Annotated in this window: 12 protein-coding genes; 5 read left to right on the forward strand and 7 right to left on the reverse strand. The window is 40.5% G+C overall.

Going from position 1 to position 21,527, the window contains the following annotated elements; translation table 11 throughout:
- Positions 1-207: 207 nt before the first annotated feature.
- From B4Z90_RS12140 to B4Z90_RS12170, 7 genes are all read right to left on the reverse strand, one after another.
- On the reverse strand, positions 208-1,680 hold the full coding sequence (locus B4Z90_RS12140) for a redoxin domain-containing protein (RefSeq protein ID WP_286802344.1): 1,473 nt from the start codon (positions 1,678-1,680) through the stop codon (positions 208-210).
- A gap of 28 nt (positions 1,681-1,708) precedes the next feature.
- Complete coding sequence (locus B4Z90_RS12145; RefSeq protein ID WP_083663526.1) at positions 1,709-3,094, reverse strand: RagB/SusD family nutrient uptake outer membrane protein; 1,386 nt, start codon at positions 3,092-3,094, stop codon at positions 1,709-1,711.
- Between the two features lie 11 nt (positions 3,095-3,105).
- Positions 3,106-6,456 (reverse strand): SusC/RagA family TonB-linked outer membrane protein, encoded by a 3,351-nt coding sequence (locus B4Z90_RS12150; RefSeq protein WP_286802347.1) that lies wholly within the window; start codon positions 6,454-6,456, stop codon positions 3,106-3,108.
- A 24-nt stretch (positions 6,457-6,480) separates the two neighbouring features.
- On the reverse strand, positions 6,481-7,497 hold the full coding sequence (locus B4Z90_RS12155) for a FecR family protein (protein ID WP_286802348.1): 1,017 nt from the start codon (positions 7,495-7,497) through the stop codon (positions 6,481-6,483).
- Positions 7,498-7,580: 83 nt separating this feature from the next.
- Entirely contained in the window at positions 7,581-8,171 is a 591-nt protein-coding gene (locus B4Z90_RS12160; RefSeq protein ID WP_075991593.1) for an RNA polymerase sigma factor, read from the reverse strand.
- A 586-nt stretch (positions 8,172-8,757) separates the two neighbouring features.
- A complete protein-coding gene (locus tag B4Z90_RS12165; protein ID WP_286802350.1) occupies positions 8,758-10,359 on the reverse strand; it encodes a sulfatase in 1,602 nt (533 codons plus the stop codon).
- A gap of 33 nt (positions 10,360-10,392) precedes the next feature.
- A complete protein-coding gene (locus B4Z90_RS12170; RefSeq protein WP_286802353.1) occupies positions 10,393-12,222 on the reverse strand; it encodes a right-handed parallel beta-helix repeat-containing protein in 1,830 nt (609 codons plus the stop codon).
- 190 nt (positions 12,223-12,412) lie between these two features.
- Between B4Z90_RS12170 and B4Z90_RS12175 the strand changes: the two genes are divergently transcribed.
- The 5 genes from B4Z90_RS12175 to B4Z90_RS12195 all read left to right on the forward strand — a co-directional run bounded on the left by B4Z90_RS12175 (position 12,413) and on the right by B4Z90_RS12195 (position 21,525).
- Complete coding sequence (locus B4Z90_RS12175) at positions 12,413-12,538, forward strand: hypothetical protein (protein WP_286802355.1); 126 nt, start codon at positions 12,413-12,415, stop codon at positions 12,536-12,538.
- Positions 12,539-12,635: 97 nt separating this feature from the next.
- Positions 12,636-14,891 carry a GH92 family glycosyl hydrolase gene (locus B4Z90_RS12180; RefSeq protein WP_286802358.1) on the forward strand — a complete coding sequence of 752 codons (2,256 nt, stop codon included), beginning with the start codon at positions 12,636-12,638 and terminating at the stop codon, positions 14,889-14,891.
- Positions 14,892-15,293: 402 nt separating this feature from the next.
- Positions 15,294-18,407, forward strand: coding sequence for a SusC/RagA family TonB-linked outer membrane protein (locus tag B4Z90_RS12185; protein WP_286802361.1), 3,114 nt, complete (start codon positions 15,294-15,296; stop codon positions 18,405-18,407).
- A gap of 9 nt (positions 18,408-18,416) precedes the next feature.
- Positions 18,417-20,033: a RagB/SusD family nutrient uptake outer membrane protein gene (locus B4Z90_RS12190; protein WP_286802362.1), complete on the forward strand. Its 1,617-nt coding sequence runs from the start codon at positions 18,417-18,419 to the stop codon at positions 20,031-20,033.
- Positions 20,034-20,334: 301 nt separating this feature from the next.
- On the forward strand, positions 20,335-21,525 hold the full coding sequence (locus B4Z90_RS12195; RefSeq protein ID WP_286802365.1) for an erythromycin esterase family protein: 1,191 nt from the start codon (positions 20,335-20,337) through the stop codon (positions 21,523-21,525).
- Positions 21,526-21,527 lie beyond the last annotated feature (2 nt).

Here is a 21,527-nt window from a genome sequence, read left to right on the forward strand (position 1 = left end):
AAGACTGCTGAGACAGATCTATTTTTGCTGATAGCTCAAATTTATGTGCTGTATGGCTCATTTCGGCGGATTCATCCGATCCACAATATAAAGAAAGTCTTAAAGCCCATAAAAATTCTTCTTTTACGCTCGGGAGTTGGTTGGATTATAGTTGGCTGGATATTAAAAAAAAGGGGGCTGTCCGATCTTTTTGGACGCCCCCTTTTTTTACCCTTTGTAAGGTTTTTTAGCGGCTTCGATGAGCTCTTTCATTTCTAATTTAATGTAATCTACATTTGGGGTAGATCCCGTAAGAAAATAACGTATATTTCCTTCCTTATCAATAATAAATTTTGCTGGAATTCCTTTGACTCCGAATTTCGCGGCCATAACTTCTCCGGTTTGTGGATCTTTTTGATCGTCATAGAGAACTTCAAAAGGATAATTATTCTTGGTGATAAAGGATATCACATTTTCCTTATAGTTCTTATCACGCTCCCAGGTATTCATGAATAAGAATTGTACATCCTTATCATCTGCATAAGAGTCCTGTGCTGCCTTCATTCCTGGGAATGAACGGATACATGGCTGACACCAAGTTGCCCAAAAATCCAATACCACAACTTTTCCCTTTAAACTGGCTAGGGATACTTTTTCGCCTTTAAGATTGAGTAATTCAAAATTAGGTGCAGGTTTAAAAGTTGCCATTTCTTTGATATGGTTGCGAATGTTTTGCGTTAACTCTATTTTTAAGGATGCATTAAAATTCTCGTAACCTTGAACAGATCCATTCAATTCAGTATATAATTTTTTAAGATCATTTTCGACCGCAAATTGTCCTTTAGCATATAACTTGGTGAGAATATTATATGCCTCAAGCTTTCTTCCTGTGCCCATTAAAGATTTGTAGTATACCATCGCTAGACCATCCGCTTGCTCTGGTGCTGCATTTAATGCATTTTCTATATAACCTAGCGCTTCAGTAAATTTTTTCTGTGAAACGAGTATATTGACATAAGCTGACATGGAGCTTGCATATCCCATGGCCGCAAACCGAGCCTTATTGTCTTTTTGATCCTCTGGAAGGGTTAAATAGTAATAACTATCATCCATAGCTGTTTTTAAGAGTGGTGCTGCAGTAGTCGTATCACCTGTTCTCAGGAGGATTTGACCAACAGGGATATAGCCATTTCCGCGCCAGAATCGTTCTTTCATTTCACCGAGATAATGCAATGCTTTTGGGGCATTTCCTTCGTTGGCAAAACTTTGTGCTAAATTAGCCAATACATAATCATAAGTCAGTGGTTCTTCCTTGAAGTTTTTAACGGGCCATTTTTTTATGAGCTCATTATATGCTTTTTCTTTTTGTGCTGGCGTACTTGCATTGTAAAAAACATCTGTGATAAAGGCATCACGCGTTAGTGATCCTTTTGGATATTTTTTCTTAGCCAGTATTTCTGCAGATGCCTGCAGATCTTCTTTCCCTAAAGAACGCAAAATGTTGATTGTAGTACGGTAGTCTTCTTCCGATTTATACGTCTTTAATTCGCTCATTAATACATTAGCAAGCGAATCCTTTTGTACCAACGTACCTTTTTCTATAATGGGGAGATACTGTTGGTATTTGTTTTTTGCTGGTTGTTGTGCAAAAGATGCTGTTAGCGAAAACACCAATGCAGCCGTTAAGATTTTTGTTTTCATTTTTTGTCTGTATGATTTTTTAAATTCATTAATCTTCGTATCCTGGATTCTGTGTCAGTTTATTGTTGATCAAAATCTGGGCTTGTGGAATAGGATACAAGACATCCGTAGCCTGCCAGTTTGATTTGATTGGAGACAATACAGCGGTAGCACGATCTGTCCGCTTGAGGTCGAGCCAACGATGGCCGAACTCCCCGAAAAATTCGTGCAGGCGTTCCATTTCTATTGCAGATAGTAATTGTGTTTGGTTTAAGCTTGAATTAAGTCCTGCAAGTCCAGCGCGAGAACGGACAGCATCCACATCTGTTCGGGCTTCGGCAAGTTTTCCCAGTTTAGCCCTCGCTTCCGCGCGAATAAGATACTGCTCGGCTAAGCGAAGCATAATATGGTATTCGGAACCTGTTCCCGAGGATATTTTATATTTGGTTATGGCATAATAGATTTTGTTGGAGACCGTTTTTGAACTTGTCCAATTTGTTTTTCTTAAGTCAACCGTCGGAGATGTCTCAAAGCTATTATACACAGCGTCCGGTAGAGTGTAGCCGGGTGTAGCTGTAGCCGCGGTAATATAATTGGAGCCAAATGTCGTTACTCCCGTTTGATTGCCAAGTTGAAGAATAACCTCATTACTTGAGTTTACAAAATTTTTATCTGGTGTCGGCATGCCATAATCAGATGACTGTAATACTTTGGTCGCATAAGATTCGGCATTTTGATAATCCTTTTGGTAGAGATAAACTCTTGCCAATAGTGCGCTTGCAGCAGTTTTGTTAGCTCTTCCTCTGGGGCTTGCCGTTGCATCATAGGCCGTCGCCATCTTACTTTCCGCATCTTTTAGATCAGCAATAATCTGATCATATACTTGCTGTGCAGAAGTTCGCGGAAGAATTGCATCTTCAAAAGCGTGGAGGTCATCACGTAATTGCAATGGCACATCACCATAGAGGTTGACGAGATAGAAATAGGTATAAGCCCTAAAAAATTTCGCTTCGCCCAGGAGCTGATCTTTTACACTTGGGGTAAGGCTGGTGGATGCGTCGAGACCCGATATCGCATTGTTTGCATTCTTGATAAGTTGGTAGCAATTTGACCAGAAATTAGCGACATTCCCATTTGTGTTCAGCAGGTTATTGCTGGCGAATTCCGAGGTATTTGCATCAGCCGCATTGTATTGAAGGTCGTCTGCAGCGATTCCTGTATAAAAGGTTGAAGTCCCAGCGAGATTGATGCTTAATGTTGTGGTATACAATCCGCGTATGACACTATTTGCAGAAGCATCTGTAGAGAATGCTTCGCCAGCTACAACTTGTGTCGGTGGAGCGCCCAATTCCACAAATTTTTCGCAGGAGCTGGTCAAAAGAGTTCCACTGGTAATTGCTAATAATAGTATATTTTTATTGATGTTTAATTTCATGATCTCTAGTTTTAAAATTGACAGTTAAATCCAAATACAATCGTCCGCAATGGAGGCAATACCTGGGCAATCGTTCCAGTTCCTAAACCAGATGGACCGCCTTGCACGGTCGTTTCGGTATCCAGGACATATTTGTTCTTGGCCCAAGTAAAGAGATTTTGCCCTTGCATAAATACATTACAATTAGACATTTTTAATCTCGAAGTCCAGCTTTTGGGCAGGTTGTAAGATAAATTGACAGACCTCAATTTAATATAGGAAGCATCCCCATAGACAGCATCAGAGCTGGTATATTGATTATAAGAGTTGCTTAATGCAACTCCATCAGCTGAAGATGCCGGTACTGTCGGGATAATTGCTCCCGGGATATTGGTATTGCTGTTATTTGGTGTCCATCTGTCCAACCAGTAATCATTTTGGTTGAGCATAGCACCCGGTCTCGTGTTGAGGATTTTAGTTACTCCAAAGCGGTGGTTAAATTGAAAAAATACGCCGAGCTCGAAGCCTTTGTAGGAAAAAGTATTGTTAAATCCACCATAGAAAGGTGTACCTAAGTTAGCAACGTATCGGTCATCGCCCGTTATAGCCCCATCGCCATTGCGGTCTTCGTATAACGCTCTTCCTGTTGTGGGGTCTACACCTTGATAGTGATACAAACGGACCATATTGAGCGGCTCACCAACTAGAAAGCTACTTGAATAAAATGTGTTTTCAATTCCAGGAAATTCGACAAGTTTGTTTTTATAAAACGTGAAATTAGCAGATGTTTTCCAAGTAAAATTTTCATTTGTAATATTGGTGGTGTTCAACTCCAATTCCAAGCCTGTATTTTGGATCAATGCCGGTAGGTTTTCTTTGTAACTGTTGTAGCCCGTTTGAGTACTTAAAACTAAATCAGTTATCTGATCAGAAGAACGATTTCTGAAAAAGTTTCCAGTAAACAAAATTCGATCTTTCAAGAAACCTAGATCTAAAGCAAACTCCAGTTTTTTGGTTGTTTCCCACTTGATATATTCATTTGGAAGTGTTCCAATATTCATGGAAGGATTATTCAGATATGCGGTTGTTGAAGAGTAGAGTGGAAGATAAAGGTAATTTGAAATTTGATCATTACCTGTAGTTCCATAGCTCGCTCTCAATTTACCAAAACTTAAAAACGTTAGATTATCTTGTATAAAATCCTCTTTTCCAAAGACCCATCCTAGTCCTATTGCTCCAAAATTTCCGAATCGGTTTTTAGGTCCAAAACGAGATGAGCCATCTCTTCTAAAAGTTCCATTAAACAAATATTTCTCTTTCCAGTCGTAATTTACTTTTCCGAATAGTGCATTGTATTTGTAATATACGAGGTTATTGCTGGCAGTGAATAATCCTGCGGCACTGAGCGAACCTAAAAGTGCATCGTTTGAATAATTAGAACCATTGGTTGTCTGTGAACGGGATGAATTTTGCTGAAAACTTGTTCCAATTAATGCCGTAAATTTACCTTCGCCGATACTTTTTACATAATCCAATGTCGGTTCAATAATCCAATTTTCGGCCTTTGTATTAGAGAAACTGGAAGATCCAAGCGGGTTGGAGACGGTGTTATTTAAGGAAGTAATTGGGCGTTGATTATTTTGGTTCAACTGTGTGATGGTATAGCCAAAATTTGCTTTTGCTGTCAGTCCAGGTAGAATTTTGTAACTCAGATTGGCGTTCGAGATCAGATTATTGGTATTACCAAAGTATTTCCGTTCGAGCAAGGAGATTGGGTTGTCAATAAAAGCTGATGACGGTAACCAATAGTATTTTCCATTGTCACCATAGATTGGATAATTGGGGGGCAAATTGTAGAGAGATGTGACATCAGAGGAAGGCATATCGGAATTGTCGTTGGCATAGCTAACTGATAAAGCGGCATTGAATTTTTTGTCAGAGGAGGTGTGATCCAAGTTTAACCGTGAGGTAAAGCGACTGTTTTTGCTATCTCCATAAAAAACAGTACTCTCGCGTCTATATCCCGAATTAAAGAAAAAACGGGTAGATTCGTTTCCACCAGACATATTCGCTTGAACGTCGGTAATATGTCCTTTGTTTCCAATCAGCATTTTCTGCCAATCTGTCGATTTGTTCTGATCCCATAACATAAGATCTGGAGCGTTATCGGCTGTAGGTGTAACTCCAGCATTAGCAAAAGCCTCTTTTCTTAGCGTGAGATATTGTTCTAGATTCAACATAGGGATAAAGTGGTTGACCTCGGTAAATCCGGTGTTAAAGTTTACACCAATGCGAGTACGACCTGCAGATCCTTTTTTTGTGGTGATCAATACGACACCATTTGCGCCCCGGCTACCATAGATCGCTGTAGCGTCGGCATCTTTCAAGACATCGATACGTTCAATATCAGCTGGATTAATCATGCTGAAGGGACTTAAGCCGCCTGAAGAAGCTGAGATACCAAATGAATTGAGGTTATCTGTTGCAGGTTGTCCGCCGTTAAAATTGGTAAATGGAACTCCATCAACCACGTATAGCGGTATTGAACCAGAGGTTGTTCCACTTAATGACGCTTGATTCCTAATCTGAATCTGAACAGCACTTCCGGGCACACCATTGTTTTGGGCGATCAATACACCGGACATTCTTCCCGATAGTGCGGCAAGGGGATTACTTACAGGTTGAGAGGTAATGTCCTTCGCTGTGATCGAAGCAACTGATCCCGTATTCAGTCTACGTGTTGTCGTACCGTAGCCAATAACAACCACTTCTTCTAAGCTTCCTTCTTCCGGTTTCAGTTTAATAGGAGTAGAATTGGCAATAAGCTGCTTTGCAGTGATATCAACCTTCTGATAACCAATAAAAGAAAAAGTAATAATGACATCGTCATTTGGAATACGCAGTCCCCATTGTCCATTGACATCCGTTGCGGTACTCGTTTGCAGATTGCGGTATTCTGCTTTTTGCCAGTCCTTTATGATAACAGATACTCCTGCCAAAGGCGTTCCATTTTCATTGACTACTTGGCCCGCAATGTGTTGCTGATTCTCTTTTTTTTCTTTTATAGCGATAATGTCATTGTCCAATACTTCCCATGTTAGGTTGCTCCCGGCCAGAGACTGGGAAAGAAGATCTTTTACACTGATTTTCTTTCCAACAATATTGATTGTCGAGTTTGGGAGGGTCGATTTGCTAAAGAACATTTTGTATTTGCTCTTGTCAATGATTGTTTGAAATACATCTTCGAGTTTTCCTCCCTGGACGGAGACATCAATTTTTTCAGTTTGAGAATAGGCGAAGCTCTGTATATGCATGGCGCTAAGACAAATGAGCAGTAAAGCCAATCTCGACTCTTTTCTAAATTTGGGTTTTGTTTTGTTCATGTGAGTTATATAGGTTGATTGTTTTTAGAGTAGTTGTATTTGATTTTTCCCCGTTTTTTTAATTTGAAAGTAATTGACAGTTTGTAATGCTTTTAGGATATTTTCTAGTTGTTCGTTTTCGAATGTTGCTGAATAGCGTTGGTTAGCCACTGCTTTGTTTGTAATTTTAATTTCCACGCCATACATGCGTTCTAGTTTTAAGGCGATATCCAGTAATCTATCATCTTGAATGGTAATCCGATTTAATAACCATTCGGTTTCTAAAGCGGATCCGTCTTTTTCAGAGATGGAAAATGGCTGAATAGCTATTGCCATAGGAGCCGATGCGGTTTTAGTAGTTGTAGATGGGAATTCCTTTTCAACTCCATATACCTTTCTGATCACAAACTTTTCTTTGGGCTTTAATATAAATTTCTGATTGTCAGTTCCTTTTTTCCAGATGGATACTTTGCCACGTACCAAAGCTGTTTGGGCATTATTTTCTTTGGCATAATCGCGCACATTGAAAGCGGTTCCCAGTACGCTAATTTCCATTCTTGGTGTATGAATAAGGAAGGGCTTGGATGGATTTTTGGCGACATCGAAAAATGCTTCCCCAATCAAAGTAACTTCACGTGTGCTGGAATCTTTGAATGAGGCGGGATAGATTATTTTGCTCGAAGCATTAAGTGTAACTTTTGTACCATCTTCTAGAACAATTCGCTGCTGTTGTCCGTTTGTTAGCGTAATTTCTCGATTGTTTGGTTGCGCAATTTTGTAAAGATAAAGAGCTGTAAAAGCGATACAGAGGATAGCTGCAGCTGCTGCAATTCTAGGGAAATTGAATGTTTTCTGATTCCTCCGAGTCAGTTTCTTTATAATTCTGCCATGAATGCGTGCTTTGAGTGCTTTCTGTACATGATCGGGTAGTGTTTTGATTAAATTCGGTCGGGATGAAAATGAATCGAAAAAACGTTCCACGACGTCCATTTCTTCCGAATTGGCTTCGCCTTTTAAGTATTTGTCAATTAGCTTTTCGAGCTCTTGGTTAGGATATTGCATATGATTAGTACAATGTTCACTTAAATAGTGCCCCTAAAAGGAAAAAATGTACTAGTCTAAATTGGTGTTTATTTGTAATTTACTTATTTACAGTTGTATAAAATTATGAGTAGCGTCAAAAAATGTTGGATAACAAGTTTTTTTAATTTTTGAATTGATACTCCGAGGTGATTTTGAACTGTATTTTGGGAAGTTTCTGTCAAATCACTAATTTCTTTTGTGGTAAGTCCATCTAAGTATCTCATTTTAAAGATTTCTTTTCTTTTTTGTGGGAGATGGGCTACCCATTGTTCAATTAAAGATTTTAAATCCTTTTCGGCATACTGATCTCCTTCCAGAATTTCATAACTTCGATAAAGGTGATGATTTTCTTCGATAAGGATATTTCTGCGTTTGTTTTTCTTATAGGTTTCAAAGACTTTGTATTTCATGCATGCAATGAGGTAGGATTTCAGGTTGTGAATCTCTCTACTGGGACAGTGTTCCCAAAGTTCAATAAATACATCCTGAACAATCTCTTCACAGGAAGCTAAATCTTCGAGTCTTTTGTAAGATTCATCTAAAAGTAAAGACCAATATTTATCATACAAAATATTGAAAGCCTCTAAATCGCCTTCTCGGAGCCTAGCTAACAAGCTTGCATCATTATGAGCTGGATCTTTATCGTTTTTCATGATATGATAGTGTGAAGTTGAATTCCTTAGATTGGTAGGGTTGAGGAATGTAACTTTTTTTCAATATTACAGATTTTATTAAATAAGGTCAAGATCTGTACGTATTTTTTATTTTTTGTGTTTAATCTTTTGAAATTCGTTAAACATTTGACATTATCATTTGGGCTTATATTCATAAGAAATTGGTTTTGAGCCGTAATTAACTCAAAATTAGGTTGAATAAAATTAAAATAGAATTCACTTTTAATTTTTCGAATAAATAGTCAAAAGTACATTTGTTTTTGGATGAGTGCTGAAATTTATCTTGTTTTATGCTTGCAGAGCCATAAAAAATTCGGTTTTTATTGTCAAGGTTTAATAATATTTTAAATTAATAAAAGACCCCTAATGTTGATTACATTAAATTAGAAATGCGTGAACTGATTGAATCTGCAAAAAAAGAAAAAAAAGGATAGTTGTCAGGATAGCAACAGATTTTGCTAAATCGTATCTTCGAAGGAGAGGATAAACCAGCGAAGCCCCGATATGTACTTTCGGGGCTTCGTTGTATCGGGGCTTCGCTGTATAAGTCATCCAAGCAGGCCCCTTAATCCATCAGCTTAATTTGATCAGGATAGGGGATCTGCTGTCCCGTAGCTTTGTAGGTCGGCAACTGAGCCTTCCAAGTCCGGAGCTGATCAGAAAGTAATTTGCTGAGCTCGCTGGTTTTTCCTTTCATTTTTGGGGCAAGGTTGTTGAGTTCACCGATATCTTGCTGCAGGTTGTAAAGTTCAAGCTTCCCATTTTTCATGTCGTAAAGTAACTTATAATCTCCTTGTCTTATTGCCGAGAAAAAGTTGATTCCAGGGCCATCTGGTACTGTCCACTTGTTGGGGATATTCCATACCAATGGACGGCTGTTCCAATTGTCGGACCTATTACCTTCCATTAAGGGCAAAAGATTTTTTCCATCTGGTTTTTCCTGTACGAGCTGATAGCGATCTATTTTGGCTAAACTGAGAATCGTTGGAAAGAGATCTTCGACCATAACAGGGGTAGCATCTGTGCTTGCAGGGTGCTGTTTGGCCTGTTTGATCAACAGAGGAACCCGGATTCCACCTTCGTAAACCGACCCTTTCCCAGCTTTTAATGGTAGGTTCTGTGTATGGCTTGGTCCGGTGCGCATTGGGCTGAGGCTTAGTCCGCCATTGTCGCTAAGGAAAATAATGACGGTGTTATCGTACAGGTTTTTGTCTTTAAGAAATTGAACGATATCACCCATACTTTTGTCATAACCTTCGACTAGTGAAGCATAAGCTGCTTCAGTGGAATCTAAGCCGCGGTCGAGGTATTTTTGTACAAAACGTGGATCGGGTTGGATCGGGACATGCACCGCATAGTTGGAAAAATTAAGGAAAAAAGGCTCCTTACGGCGTATAGGTTCCTCCAGTGCCTTCAGCGCCTCCCGGGTTAAGGCTTCCGTTAAAAATGTGGATGTGCCATGGTATTCCATAAGATCGGGAACTGCCTGATAACCTGCTTTACCAGGAAGGTTTCCGTAATTCTGCTCGCCATAGTAGTTTTGTGGATGCCCAGCGGAGTGTCCTGCAATATTGACCATAAAACCCAAATTTAAAGGGCTGGCACCAGGTGTTCCGGCAGATCCCCAATGTGCTTTACCCACATGAATGGTATAGTAACCATTGGCCTTAAGGATGCTTGGAAATGGAGTAGCATATATCGTATGTGGTATATTGGGCACAGGGCTTAGTCCGTTGATATTCCAATCCGGTGGATTCAACAATTCATCTTTGCTATCGGTCGGGGTGTCAGCTTTGGGATGGGTCCAATTGGTGACACGATGATGAGCAGCATTTAAACCGGTCAGAAAGCTCACCCGGGAAGGTGTGCACACCGGTGTTGCATACGCATTGGTAAATTTAATGGCTTCTTTGGCCAATGTTTCCAGATAGGGGGTATGAAACTTTTCGTTGATTGGCGTTTTGACCTTGTAAAATGGTTCGGACATGTCCTGCCAACCGAGGTCGTCCACAAAAAACACGACAATATTGGGGCGTTCTGTTGTGGATACCGATTGGTGCTTCTGCTTAACTTTAGTTCGGTTGACTGTTTGCGCATGGCCTCCTACATGCATACCGATAAATAACACCGCAAGGGTGAATGATAAATTGTTTTTGTGAAATAACATAGGGACAGTTTATAGTTTAAATATCGGGACTTGTTATTGATCCAAGGTTTGTAAATCACTTTGTTTGCCATTTACCGTATTGTTTGAAATAATGCTATTTGCGACACGTTCAAAAAATAAGGGCTTTTTATTCCAATGAAATGCAGGATATTCCTTATTGGTCTTGATTTGATTGTTGCGAAAGACCAATCCATTGACTGATTTGGCGTAAAGAATAGGCTTATCGAAGGTTTCAAAGCGGTTGTCTTCGATGACGATATGGCTATGGAAGTATTTCTGCTGATTTTTTAAATCCGGAATTTCTGGATAGATCGATATAATCGCATTGGTAAATTGGAACATATTGGTCAAGGCATTGATAAAAGTATTGTTCCGGATTTGAATATCGTGGCAGCTACCCGTTTCGTACCAACCATTGGCATCGCCACACAGGAGAATAGCTGTACCTGAAGTATGATCAAAGCGGTTGTTTTCTACCAGGGTCTTTTTTGGCGTACTGAATAGAGCACCCCGTGCTCGATTGTGGCGTATGGTATTGCCACTAAATAGCACACGTGGCGTCCATGTGAGGTTTTCGATGCCAATATCCATTTTTGTTGGGTCAATAGCTGGGTCCAAAGCATTACTTAATGTAATCATGAATTCGCGTATTGGATCTGAGGCTTTCTCGCGTAAAACGCTAATGGATTGGATCTTATTTTTCTGGTCCCAGAGTTCCATTGTACTGGAGCGGATAAATTGGACCGTATCCCCCTGGTAGCCCCAGTCAAATCCGTAGGATTGATCGTGCATATAACGACCGATCAATGTTTTGTCGTCTAGTCGTTTGGTGATCTTCAGGTAGGTGCCATGGATATTGATGGCATCATCCATCATATTTTCATACAGTCCATTCTTCGATACAATAACACCCTTGCAACCCGAAAAATGTGTTGCGTCGGCCTGAGCTGTAAAATAACGCGGATCCTGATCGCTGCGAAGTGCAATTCGGAAACCTTCCAATGTGATGTTGTCCGTTAATTGAGCTAGCAAACCCATGCCTTCGGCGTAATGGACGGCGATATTTTCAAGTCGTATATTTTTTCCTTTATGGACAAATACGCCCGGACTGGGACGAAATCCCGCGCGCATGGCAACGACGGTACCCGGTATAAGCTTGCTATTCTTCCATTGCTGCGCTTGAATAATACCCTGAGAGAGCTCTTTCACTTTGGTTGTGCCCACGCGGATATCGCTTGTATTATAGACTATCCGTTTGGTCTTTTCTTCAAAGGCAATCCCCGATGTCGGTCTCAGTTGCCAGCCTTCACCGGTATTGTAAAATATGCTGTCTTTGATCGTATAGGTTACCCAAGGTGCAGTTTGATAAGTAATTGTACCGTTGATTGTATCGTTTTGTAAAATCTTGACCTGGCAGATCTGAGGGCGCTCAAAATCGATGTGGATATTTTTCAACGTGAGGTTTTTATTCTCGATCAATGCGATAGGTAACATGCGTCCATGATAGATAAAGTCTGATCCTTGTCCATCAATTGTGATGTTGTCGCGATTTTCAAATGCCATACCTACGGTTTTGGGGTTGTCCTGATCGTGATTGGAGATGTAGTATTCGCGGGTTAGCGCCCCTTCTGGATGAAAGTCATAACGTCCCTTTTTGAATTTTAAAATAATAGGTTCTTTCTTGCCAATCTTGCTGAAGATGGATTGAATAGCTTTATTGACCAATGCAGTACTATTGTTGCCCGTGTTGGGAACAACACCATAGGTGGAAAGATCGATAATCTTCGTCGCGGACTGTGCAAGGCTGTCAAAATAAATAAATGGTAGGAGAAGGATAAGTAAATAAGGTTTTAGGATGTTCATGATGTCCTGCTATTGATAAATTGGTTTATATCGCACAAGTTCCCTATGGGATTGGCTTGTCGAATATAGGGATAATCGTTCAACATCCAAATTAAGTCGTAAAGCGTAGCGTTTTTTTTACGCACTACATCAATCAACATTTATCTTGCAGTTCAAAGGTAAATGGTATGCTTTTTACCATCACAGTGAAATGTCACAAAAAAATGGCGAATTCACCGATGGGCTTCGCTCTATCTGCGTAGACCGCTTAGAGTACAATAAGGACGGCAGTATCAAGAAGGTAAAGCAGACTGGATTATTGACAGGTCCCAAATAATCGATGGACACGAAGACGATATGTTGCCAAAAAAAATTAACTTTAGGGGCGGAACAACTGTTTCGCCCTTAAACCATCGAACACTTAATTGTTTAAAATGCTAACGAAGAATATCAAACGTAAAACCAATACATTGTTACGCACAATATGCTGCTGTTCTCTTCTTTCGGTCAGTATGCTAAAAGGTTTTTCCCAAGCTAAAATGACGAAAGATTATGTTGACTATGTCAATCCTTATATGGGCAACATCAGCCATTTATTGGTGCCAACCTATCCAACAGTCCACTTGCCAAACAGCCTTTTGCGCGTTTATCCTGAGCGTGGAGACTATACGTCAGACCGTCTGTTCGGTCTGCCGCTTATCGTTACCAGCCATCGTGGAAAATCGGCATTCAATCTTAGTCCCATGGTGAAATTGCCAGGCAGTTTGAAACCGGTACAACTGTATAGTTACGATCAGGAGGAAATACATCCGTATGCCTATTCGGTGCTGTTGGATCAGGAGAATATTCAGGTAGACTATGCGCTGTCGCATCAGTCGGGGATGTATACCTTTACGTTTCCAACAACTTCTACAAAATATCTTCAGTTCAACTCGCAGGAAGGAAAACTTCAATGGGACGGACAGGGACTTTCGGGTACACAGGATATTGGTAATGGAACGCATGTGTATATTTATGCTATTCCCGAATCCAAGCCTGTTGCGGTAAAGCGACTGCAAGGCCAACAACTTGAAAATGCAACAGAAGCTGTTGGTAAGAATTCGTGTATGGTATTGGAGTTCAATCAGGCAGGGACTAGCTTGCGCATGAAATATGGTGTTTCATTTATCGATGTCGCACAGGCAAAAGCCAATTTAAAGCGTGAAATCAGCGACTTTGATCAAAAGAAGCTGGCTGAAAAAGGCCGTAAAATATGGAACGACGCTTTAGGTAAAATTGCCGTGGAAGGCGACAATGAGTCCAATAAACATGTGTTTTATACCTCCTTATACCGCACCTACGAAAGGCCAGTCAATATTTCTGAGGATGGCCGTTATTATAGTGCGTTCGACGGTAAGGTCCATCAGGACGAGGGCAAACCTTTTTTTACCGATGACTGGATCTGGGACTCCTACCGGGCACATCATCCATTGCGGGTACTGTTAGAGCCTGGCACAGAATCCTTGATCCTTAATTCTTTTGTCCGGATGTCTGAACAGATGGAGCAGCCTTGGTTACCTACTTTCCCTGAGATTACGGGTGATAGTAGACGGATGAATTCCAATCATGGTGTAGCAACTTTGTTGGATGCTTACCGCAAAGGAGTACGTAATTTTGATATCAAGAAAGCCTATCTGGCAGCAAAAGGTGCGATTACAGAAAAGACGCTAGCTCCTTGGTCGGGAAAAGCCGCGGGGAAATTAGACGAATTTTTTAAGGAGAAAGGCTATATTCCAGCATTATATCCAGGTGAGAAAGAAACGATACCAGAAGTAAACGGTTTTGAACGGAGACAGCCTGTCGCTGTAACCTTGGGTACCTCTTACGACTTATGGTGCTTGGCACAGCTTGCTCAAGAATTGGGTAACCAGGCTGACTATGATCTCTTTATGAAGCAATCTTTCAATTATAGAAATCTTTTCAACGAACAGACCAAATTTTTCCATCCCAAAGATGACAAAGGAAATTTTATCATGCCTTTTGATTATGTGTTTTCTGGCGGACAGGGAGCACGGGAGTATTATGGTGAAAACAATGCGTGGATATATCGTTGGGATGTACAGCACAACATTCCGGATCTGATCAAATTGATGGGGGGAAATGAATTGTTTGTCAAATACCTTGATGAGATGTTTCAGCAACCTTTGGGTCGGTCGAAATTTGATTTTTATGGGCAGCTTCCCGATCATACAGGTAATGTTGGACAATTTTCCATGGCGAACGAGCCGGCTTTGCATATTCCTTATCTCTACAATTACGCCGGACAACCTTGGATGACACAGAAACGGATACATAAACTGATCGGTGAGTGGTTTAGAAACGATCTTATGGGGGTACCGGGCGATGAAGACGGTGGAGGGATGTCAGCTTTTGTGGTCTTTTCCCAAATGGGCTTCTATCCTGTAACACCAGGTCTGACTTCCTACAGCATCGGCTCTCCATTTTTCCAGAAAGTGAGCATGCAGCTTCCTAATGGCAAGTCTTTTGTAATTATCGGCAAGAATGCATCTGCAAAAAACAAATACATTCAATCGGCGAAATTAAATGGGCAGCCGCTGAACGTTCCACAGCTGACCCATGCCGACGTGCTGAAAGGTGGCACATTGGAATTTGTGATGGGGGATAGAGCAAATCGAAATTTGGGAAACTAACATAGCTTGCTTACCAGCATAATCACGCCAGAAAGTAAAAAAGTAAAAAGCGCTGTTGATCATCGATCAACAGCGCTTTTGTTATAGATAGTTGTTTTCCATTAGCTATTTACAATTAACCCAATTAATAGTCCATTAATAAAGTATTAATGGAACATATAAGTATTTGTTTTTAATATAACAACAGCGTTTCAGCTTGGATGCAGCCGGTTGCATTGTTTTTTATACTAAAAAAGTGACAAAGTGAATTTCAATAAATAAAAGACAATCGATTGCGTTATTTGCGCAATCGATTTCGTGACACCATTGTTTTGTTCCCATAAAATATCCCTCTAATTTAACGTACTGAACCAGTCACTCTAATACTAAACTGACAGACTCAATTTTACTAACTATTTAATTATGATTTCAAAATTTACAAGTAACCAAAAGGTAAGCCTGCTTGCTATTGCTCTTCTTGTTGCGTCTTCGCAAAATTTGTGGGCCGAAGAAATGCCGATTGCATTTAAACATACAGCAAAAGAGGCCGCTCAGAACCAAGTTACCGGGAAAGTAACCGCAGAAGATGGTCCTCTTGCGGCTGCGACTGTTTCGGTCAAAGGGACATCGGTATCGACATCGACAGATGCAAAGGGAACATTTGCAATTCGAGCTAAAGCGGGAGATATTTTGCTTGTTAGCAGCGTTGGCTACAAAACCAAAGAAGTGACAGTTACAGGAACGACCCTATCAATTCAGCTGGAAAGTAATAATGAGGCTTTGGAGGAAGTGGTCGTTGTGGGATTCGCTAAACAAAAGAAAGTAAATCTAACTGGTGCTGTACAGGCGATCACGTCAAAGGATCTACAGTACCGTCCCGTTACAAATGTATCCTCAGCGATCCAGGGTAAATTTTCGGGTGTAACAATTACTCAAAATTCAGGACAGCCCGGTAAAGACAACGGTACGATCCGAATCCGTGGCCTAGGTACTATCAATAATGCAAATCCGCTTGTTATTGTCGATGGAATAGAAAGCTCGATGAATAACATCAACCCCAACGATATTGAAAGTGTTTCGGTACTGAAGGATGGACCTAGTGCAGCAATTTATGGATCTAAGGCTGCAAACGGCGTTATCTTGATTACGACGAAAAAGGGCGGTAGTGGCAAGCCGCAATTGAATTATACAGGCTATGCCGGTATTCAGGATCCAACACGTCTACCGGAATATATGAACTCTTATGACCATGCTGTCATCTTAAACGAGGCTCTTAAAAATGAAGGGAAGACGCAGCGTTTCTCCCAGCAGGATCTAGAACTTTTCAAAAATGGATCTGATCCGGACGGTCATCCCAATACAGATTGGTTAGGGTTGTTGTATAAAGGGTCAGGTTTCCAGCAATCGCATAATTTGCAGGTTACAGGAGGAACAGAAGATGTGCAGTATATGGCTTCCGGAGGCTATCTAGGGCAGAAAGGTGTTATTAAAGTAGCGAGTTCGGACCGGTATAATTTACGCACAAATGTGGGGGCAAAAGTGTCTTCCAGGCTTCGATTTGATTTAGGGCTGGCGTATAACTATCAACGTATTACCGAACCCGTAAACCCTTATACAGGTGACATGGCACAGATCTTTAGACAGGTAAATCGTATTCCTAGTTTTATTCCATACAAATATAGCAATGGTGTGTATGGTCGTGGTAGCGACGGTAACCCAATCGCTTGGATGGATCTGGAGGCAAAGGACAATATGATCAATAAACATACGCAGGTCAATTTCTCCGGTGAATTTAAGATTATGGATGGATTGAAGATCAAACAAGTTGTTGGCTTTCAACCGATCGACAATATGTCTTCCAAATTCGTCAAAGACATCCAATACTATGCACCGAACGGTGATTTGGGACCTAAGCAAGGGGTGAATAATCTGACTGTTTACAACTTTCAATCTGAACGATTGACTTTTCAAACCTTGTTGACCTATGACAAAAAGATTGGTGACCATCAGATCAATGTTTTAGGTGGTTTTATGGATGAAACATTCCGTGCGGATTACTCCAGTGCTTATGCACAAGGTTTCTTAAATAATGATTTTTCAGAACTGAATTTGGGCAGCAAAGACGGAATGAAAGTCGATGGGGGAGCCAAAAAGCTAATATTACGCTCTTTCTTCGGTCGTATCAATTATGCATTTGCGGATAAGTACCTATTGGAAGCCAATGTGAGACGTGATGGAACATCGCGATTCTTGGGAAGCAATCGTTGGAGTACATTCCCGTCTTTCTCAGCAGGATGGCGTATTTCTCAGGAAGATTTCTTTAAAGAATCCTCGTTGTCTGATGTAATCTCAGAATTGAAATTAAGGGGCGGTTGGGGTAAACTAGGAAACCAACAATTAGCGGCAACATCAGACAATTCATATCCTTCTTCAGACGCTTATTATCCAGGCTTATTTACCATTTCTCCTGGTTATAACTATTCTTTTGGTGGTGAGATCAGTTCCGGTGGAGCCATCGTAGAATCGGCAAACCCAATATTAAAATGGGAGTCAACGACAAGCACCAACATTGGTTTGGACCTGAACTTCAAAAATAATCTAGGCTTTGTATTTGAATACTTTGACCGTAAAACTGATGGGGTATTGTTAAAACTGCCTGTATCGAACTTATATGGTCTTCCAGCACCTTACCAAAATGCAGGGAAAGTACAAAATAATGGGGTAGAGCTACAAGTAAATTATCAAAATAGTATCGGAGATTTCAAATATAGCATTGCCGCAAACGGTTCTTATATCAACAACCAGATTAAAAAATGGGCGAGCGACGAACCACAGGTCAATGGAACTTTCTATATCTATGAGCAGGGCCGACCAATCCGTTCGTTTTATGGCTACGAAACAGCAGGAATCTATCGTTCGGATGAAGAATATAAAAACAGTGGCATTCAAGGCGTAAATGGAACTGTAGGTGCTGGTGATATTATCTATAAAGATCAGAATGGCGATAAAAAAATCGATGGAAATGACCGTGTATATCTAGGTTCGCCTGATCCGAAATTCATCTTTGGTCTGACGTCCAATATGAGTTATAAAAACTTTGATCTGAGCCTATTCTTCCAAGGGGCCGCTAAAGTACAGGGCTATCTTTGGGGTGAAGCCATTGGCGGGATCTCGGGATCTGATAAACCGACAACCATTTTTGCAGATCGTTTCAATGCAGAGACCAATCCAAATGGATCGATGCCGAGGGCATTGACCAGTTGGTCACAAAATAGTCCTTCAGGCACTCCTTCCGATTTTTGGATACAGAATGCAAGTTATGTCCGCTTGAAGAACATTACCTTCGGTTATACCTTACCAAAAACGTTTACGGATAGAATCGGTATTAAAGGGGCCAAGGTATACTATAGTGGGCAAAACCTCTTGACTTTTACTGGTTTTGCTAAAGGATTTGATCCGGAGGCTCCAGCGGATTCTAGAGGTAATTACTACCCACAAGTGAAAACAAATGTGTTTGGTCTTAACGTAAACTTTTAATTGAAAATCATGAAACTTAGAAATATAACGATTGCATTGAGCGTAGCCACCTTATTGTTCTCTTGTCAAAAACTCGATCAGGAACCGTTGGATGCATATAATGCCGATAATTTTTGGAAAACGGAAGCAGAAACCGATTTTGCTGTAACAGGTTTGTACAGCGGTACAAGGGGAAGCGACGGTAAGCTGGCCGAAGGATCTGCTTGGGAAGACGGTACACAGATCTTTTACATGGACTGTACTTCGGATAACTCCAATAGTGATTTCCCTTGGGAAGGATTCCAAGCTTTGGGAAATGGGACGGCAACACCGACAAACTCTGGAAACGCAGAGGCACGCTATACGTACGAGCATATCCGTCGTGCTAATTATATCCTTGAAAATATTGAAAAATCGCCGGTTAATGCTGAAAAAAAGAAACGGCTGACCGCTGAAGTACGCGTCATACGCGCATATAAGTATTTTGATATGGCGACCTTATTTGGGGGAGTACCTATCATTACGAAAACTTTGACCACAGAAAATTCGTTCGTGCCTGCAAATACGCAAAAGGAAGTATTGGAATTTGTGGAAAAAGAATTGAAAGAAGCTGCTGCAGATTTGTCGTTTGCTAAGGGTGGCGGCCGTATGTCCAAAGGTGCTGCCCTTGGTTTATTGGCGCGCTGTTATGCTTTTGAGAAGAAATACCAGGATGTCATCAATACAACACAGGAGATCATTTCTTCGGCTAATTATAAATTATTCGATGATTATGCGACCTTATTTGAAGAGGCAAATGAAAATAACAGTGAGGTCATGATGAATATCGAATATTTGGTAAATATTCAAGGATATACTTCACTTGGTATTATGCTGCCCAATTCAATGGGGGGATGGGGGTCTATTGTACCAACACAGAGTCTGGTAGATGCTTACGAAACTGCCGATGGACAGACTATTGGCGAGTCAAAATCTTATGACCCTGCCAGTCCATATGAAAAAAGAGATCCACGCCTGGGCGCAACAATTGTTTACCCAGGAGCACTGTACAATGGTAAATATTTCGATCCATTAAATCCGAAATCGGAAGATTATCCATCTGGTCCAGATAATGCATCCAGCACAGCTTACAACTATAAAAAATATATCCAAAATCCGAGCAGTTATGCGAACATTTGGAACGTAGGTACCAACATTATTGTGATGCGTTATGCCGAAATGCTTTTGTTAAATGCGGAAGCAAAGATTGAATTGGGGATTATCGATAATACCGTATATGATAATATCGATCTAGTTCGCCAGCGCGCTAAGATGCCAAAAGTAGACAAAGCCGTATACAGTGGCCAGAGCAAACTGCGTGAATTGGTACGTCGTGAGCTGCGTGTAGAATTCGCCGGAGAAGGACGTCGTCGCTTTGATATTATTCGTTGGGGAATAGCCAAAGACGTAATGAATGGTCCTGTAAATGGCGCGCTGTCCAAAGGTACGGTGGATCCTAAAACAGGCAAGGTTACCTATACTTCGTTAACTGATCGTTTTTTCTCTGAAAATAGATCGTTCAAAGCTGGAAAAAATGAATTGTGGCCAATTCCACAAGCTGTCATCGATAATAGCAAAGGAACGTTGAAGCAAAATGTAGGGTATTAATTTTCTCCTGCTATATTTTTTACGAAGCAAGCAAGCAAGCAAGCAAGGCGGTTAAGTGTTATACTCACTTAACCGCCTTTTTATTGTCATGTTATATTTCTAATTTTTTTGTGTAATTTTTTGTGGAAAAAGAAAAAATGATCATCTTATATTAAGTATGTCCTACTTTAGCGCGATACGCAGTAGACAGATCAATTATGAATTATATAAGCTGAAATGCATGAGAGGTGTTTTATGTGCACTTGCGATAACTACAGTTTTAATTTTATCGTTTAATAAGCTTGTCTATAATGATACGCCCATGGCGAATCATGCAACATTATTAACCGAAGTGAATCGCCATAAAAAAGAAATCAAAAGTATCTTGATGACCGATAGTAATTTTTCGGATCTACGCTTTTTTGATGCTACGCTAAAAAATAATAGAATTTTGATGTTGGGTGAAATGCTGCACAATGATGGCGAAACTTTCAAAGCGAAAGCCAGACTCATCCGTTATCTGCATGAGCATCTCGATTATGACGTAGTTTTATATGAGGCAGGGCAATATGATATGTGGATGATGAATGCACAGATGGATACCCCTACGAGTCGGTCTCAAGTAAAAACGGTCGGCGGTATCGGTCTATTTGACTTTTGGTGGCAAAATGAGGAAAATCAACTGCTCTTAACTTATTATAAAAATACGAAAACATCCCAGAATCCTATTTCTCTCGGTGGGTTTGATATTCAGTTTTCGGGTAGGGAATTGTCTGATAAGCGGGCGAAATTATTAGAAGATTTCTTAGTCAAAAATGGGATTGATTCAACCAAGTATCCTTTATTGAAAAAAAATAGAAACAAACTGGAATACCTGACATATGAACGTTTTGCCAGTAAACGGCTCAATGCGAACGAAAAAAAACAGTTTCTGGCAGAACTGGATGAGTTGAACCGTAGGATCCGCAGCGGCGTAAAAGACTCAGAACATTTGATCTATAGTCGGTATCTGTCTGATATGAAAAACAACTTTGACAAATCTTGGCGCTTTAAAACTGGGTCGATGCAGAGCATGCATTTTAGAGATTCACTGATGGCGGAAAATCTAACCTATCAGATCGATTCGCTTTACGCCGGCAAAAAGATTATCGTCTGGTGTGCCAATATCCATAGTTTTTCTGCCCCATACAATACAGATTATCGACCGCTCGGGACTTATATAAAGCGTAAATATGGAGCTCAAGCGTATAGCTTGGACTTTACCTCCTATGGACGATACGATAAAACTGGCCGTGTTGTCGATAGAGTGGGTAAGTTGGCAGTGGAAAATGTATTTCATGCCACTAAATCACCCTATTTCTTTTTGGATCTTCGTCAGTTGCCCAACAATAGTATGTTAAAACAGCGTTTTAGTTCAGTCATTAATCAGGGGATTGATGAAGAAAGAAAATGGCACGAGTTTATCGATGGCATTTTCTATATCGATATCAATAAAGATCCAATTTACCGCTAATA

This window comes from Sphingobacterium sp. UBA5639 (genome assembly GCF_002421245.1).
Lineage (GTDB): Bacteria > Bacteroidota > Bacteroidia > Sphingobacteriales > Sphingobacteriaceae > Sphingobacterium > Sphingobacterium multivorum.

Excerpts from the sequence above, each read along its gene's own strand:
- B4Z90_RS12155 (WP_286802348.1), bottom strand. The coding sequence starts at position 7,497 with ATGCAATATCCTAACCAAGAGCTCGAAAAGCTAATTGACAAATACTTA.
- B4Z90_RS12190 (WP_286802362.1), top strand. The coding sequence starts at position 18,417 with ATGAAACTTAGAAATATAACGATTGCATTGAGCGTAGCCACCTTATTG.
- B4Z90_RS12175 (WP_286802355.1), top strand. The coding sequence starts at position 12,413 with ATGTCACAAAAAAATGGCGAATTCACCGATGGGCTTCGCTCTATCTGC.
- B4Z90_RS12195 (WP_286802365.1), top strand. The coding sequence starts at position 20,335 with ATGGCGAATCATGCAACATTATTAACCGAAGTGAATCGCCATAAAAAA.
- B4Z90_RS12170 (WP_286802353.1), bottom strand. The coding sequence starts at position 12,222 with ATGAACATCCTAAAACCTTATTTACTTATCCTTCTCCTACCATTTATT.
- B4Z90_RS12160 (WP_075991593.1), bottom strand. The coding sequence starts at position 8,171 with ATGAAAAACGATAAAGATCCAGCTCATAATGATGCAAGCTTGTTAGCT.
- B4Z90_RS12185 (WP_286802361.1), top strand. The coding sequence starts at position 15,294 with ATGATTTCAAAATTTACAAGTAACCAAAAGGTAAGCCTGCTTGCTATT.
- B4Z90_RS12145 (WP_083663526.1), bottom strand. The coding sequence starts at position 3,094 with ATGAAATTAAACATCAATAAAAATATACTATTATTAGCAATTACCAGT.
- B4Z90_RS12165 (WP_286802350.1), bottom strand. The coding sequence starts at position 10,359 with ATGTTATTTCACAAAAACAATTTATCATTCACCCTTGCGGTGTTATTT.
- B4Z90_RS12150 (WP_286802347.1), bottom strand. The coding sequence starts at position 6,456 with ATGAACAAAACAAAACCCAAATTTAGAAAAGAGTCGAGATTGGCTTTA.
- B4Z90_RS12180 (WP_286802358.1), top strand. The coding sequence starts at position 12,636 with ATGCTAACGAAGAATATCAAACGTAAAACCAATACATTGTTACGCACA.
- B4Z90_RS12140 (WP_286802344.1), bottom strand. The coding sequence starts at position 1,680 with ATGAAAACAAAAATCTTAACGGCTGCATTGGTGTTTTCGCTAACAGCA.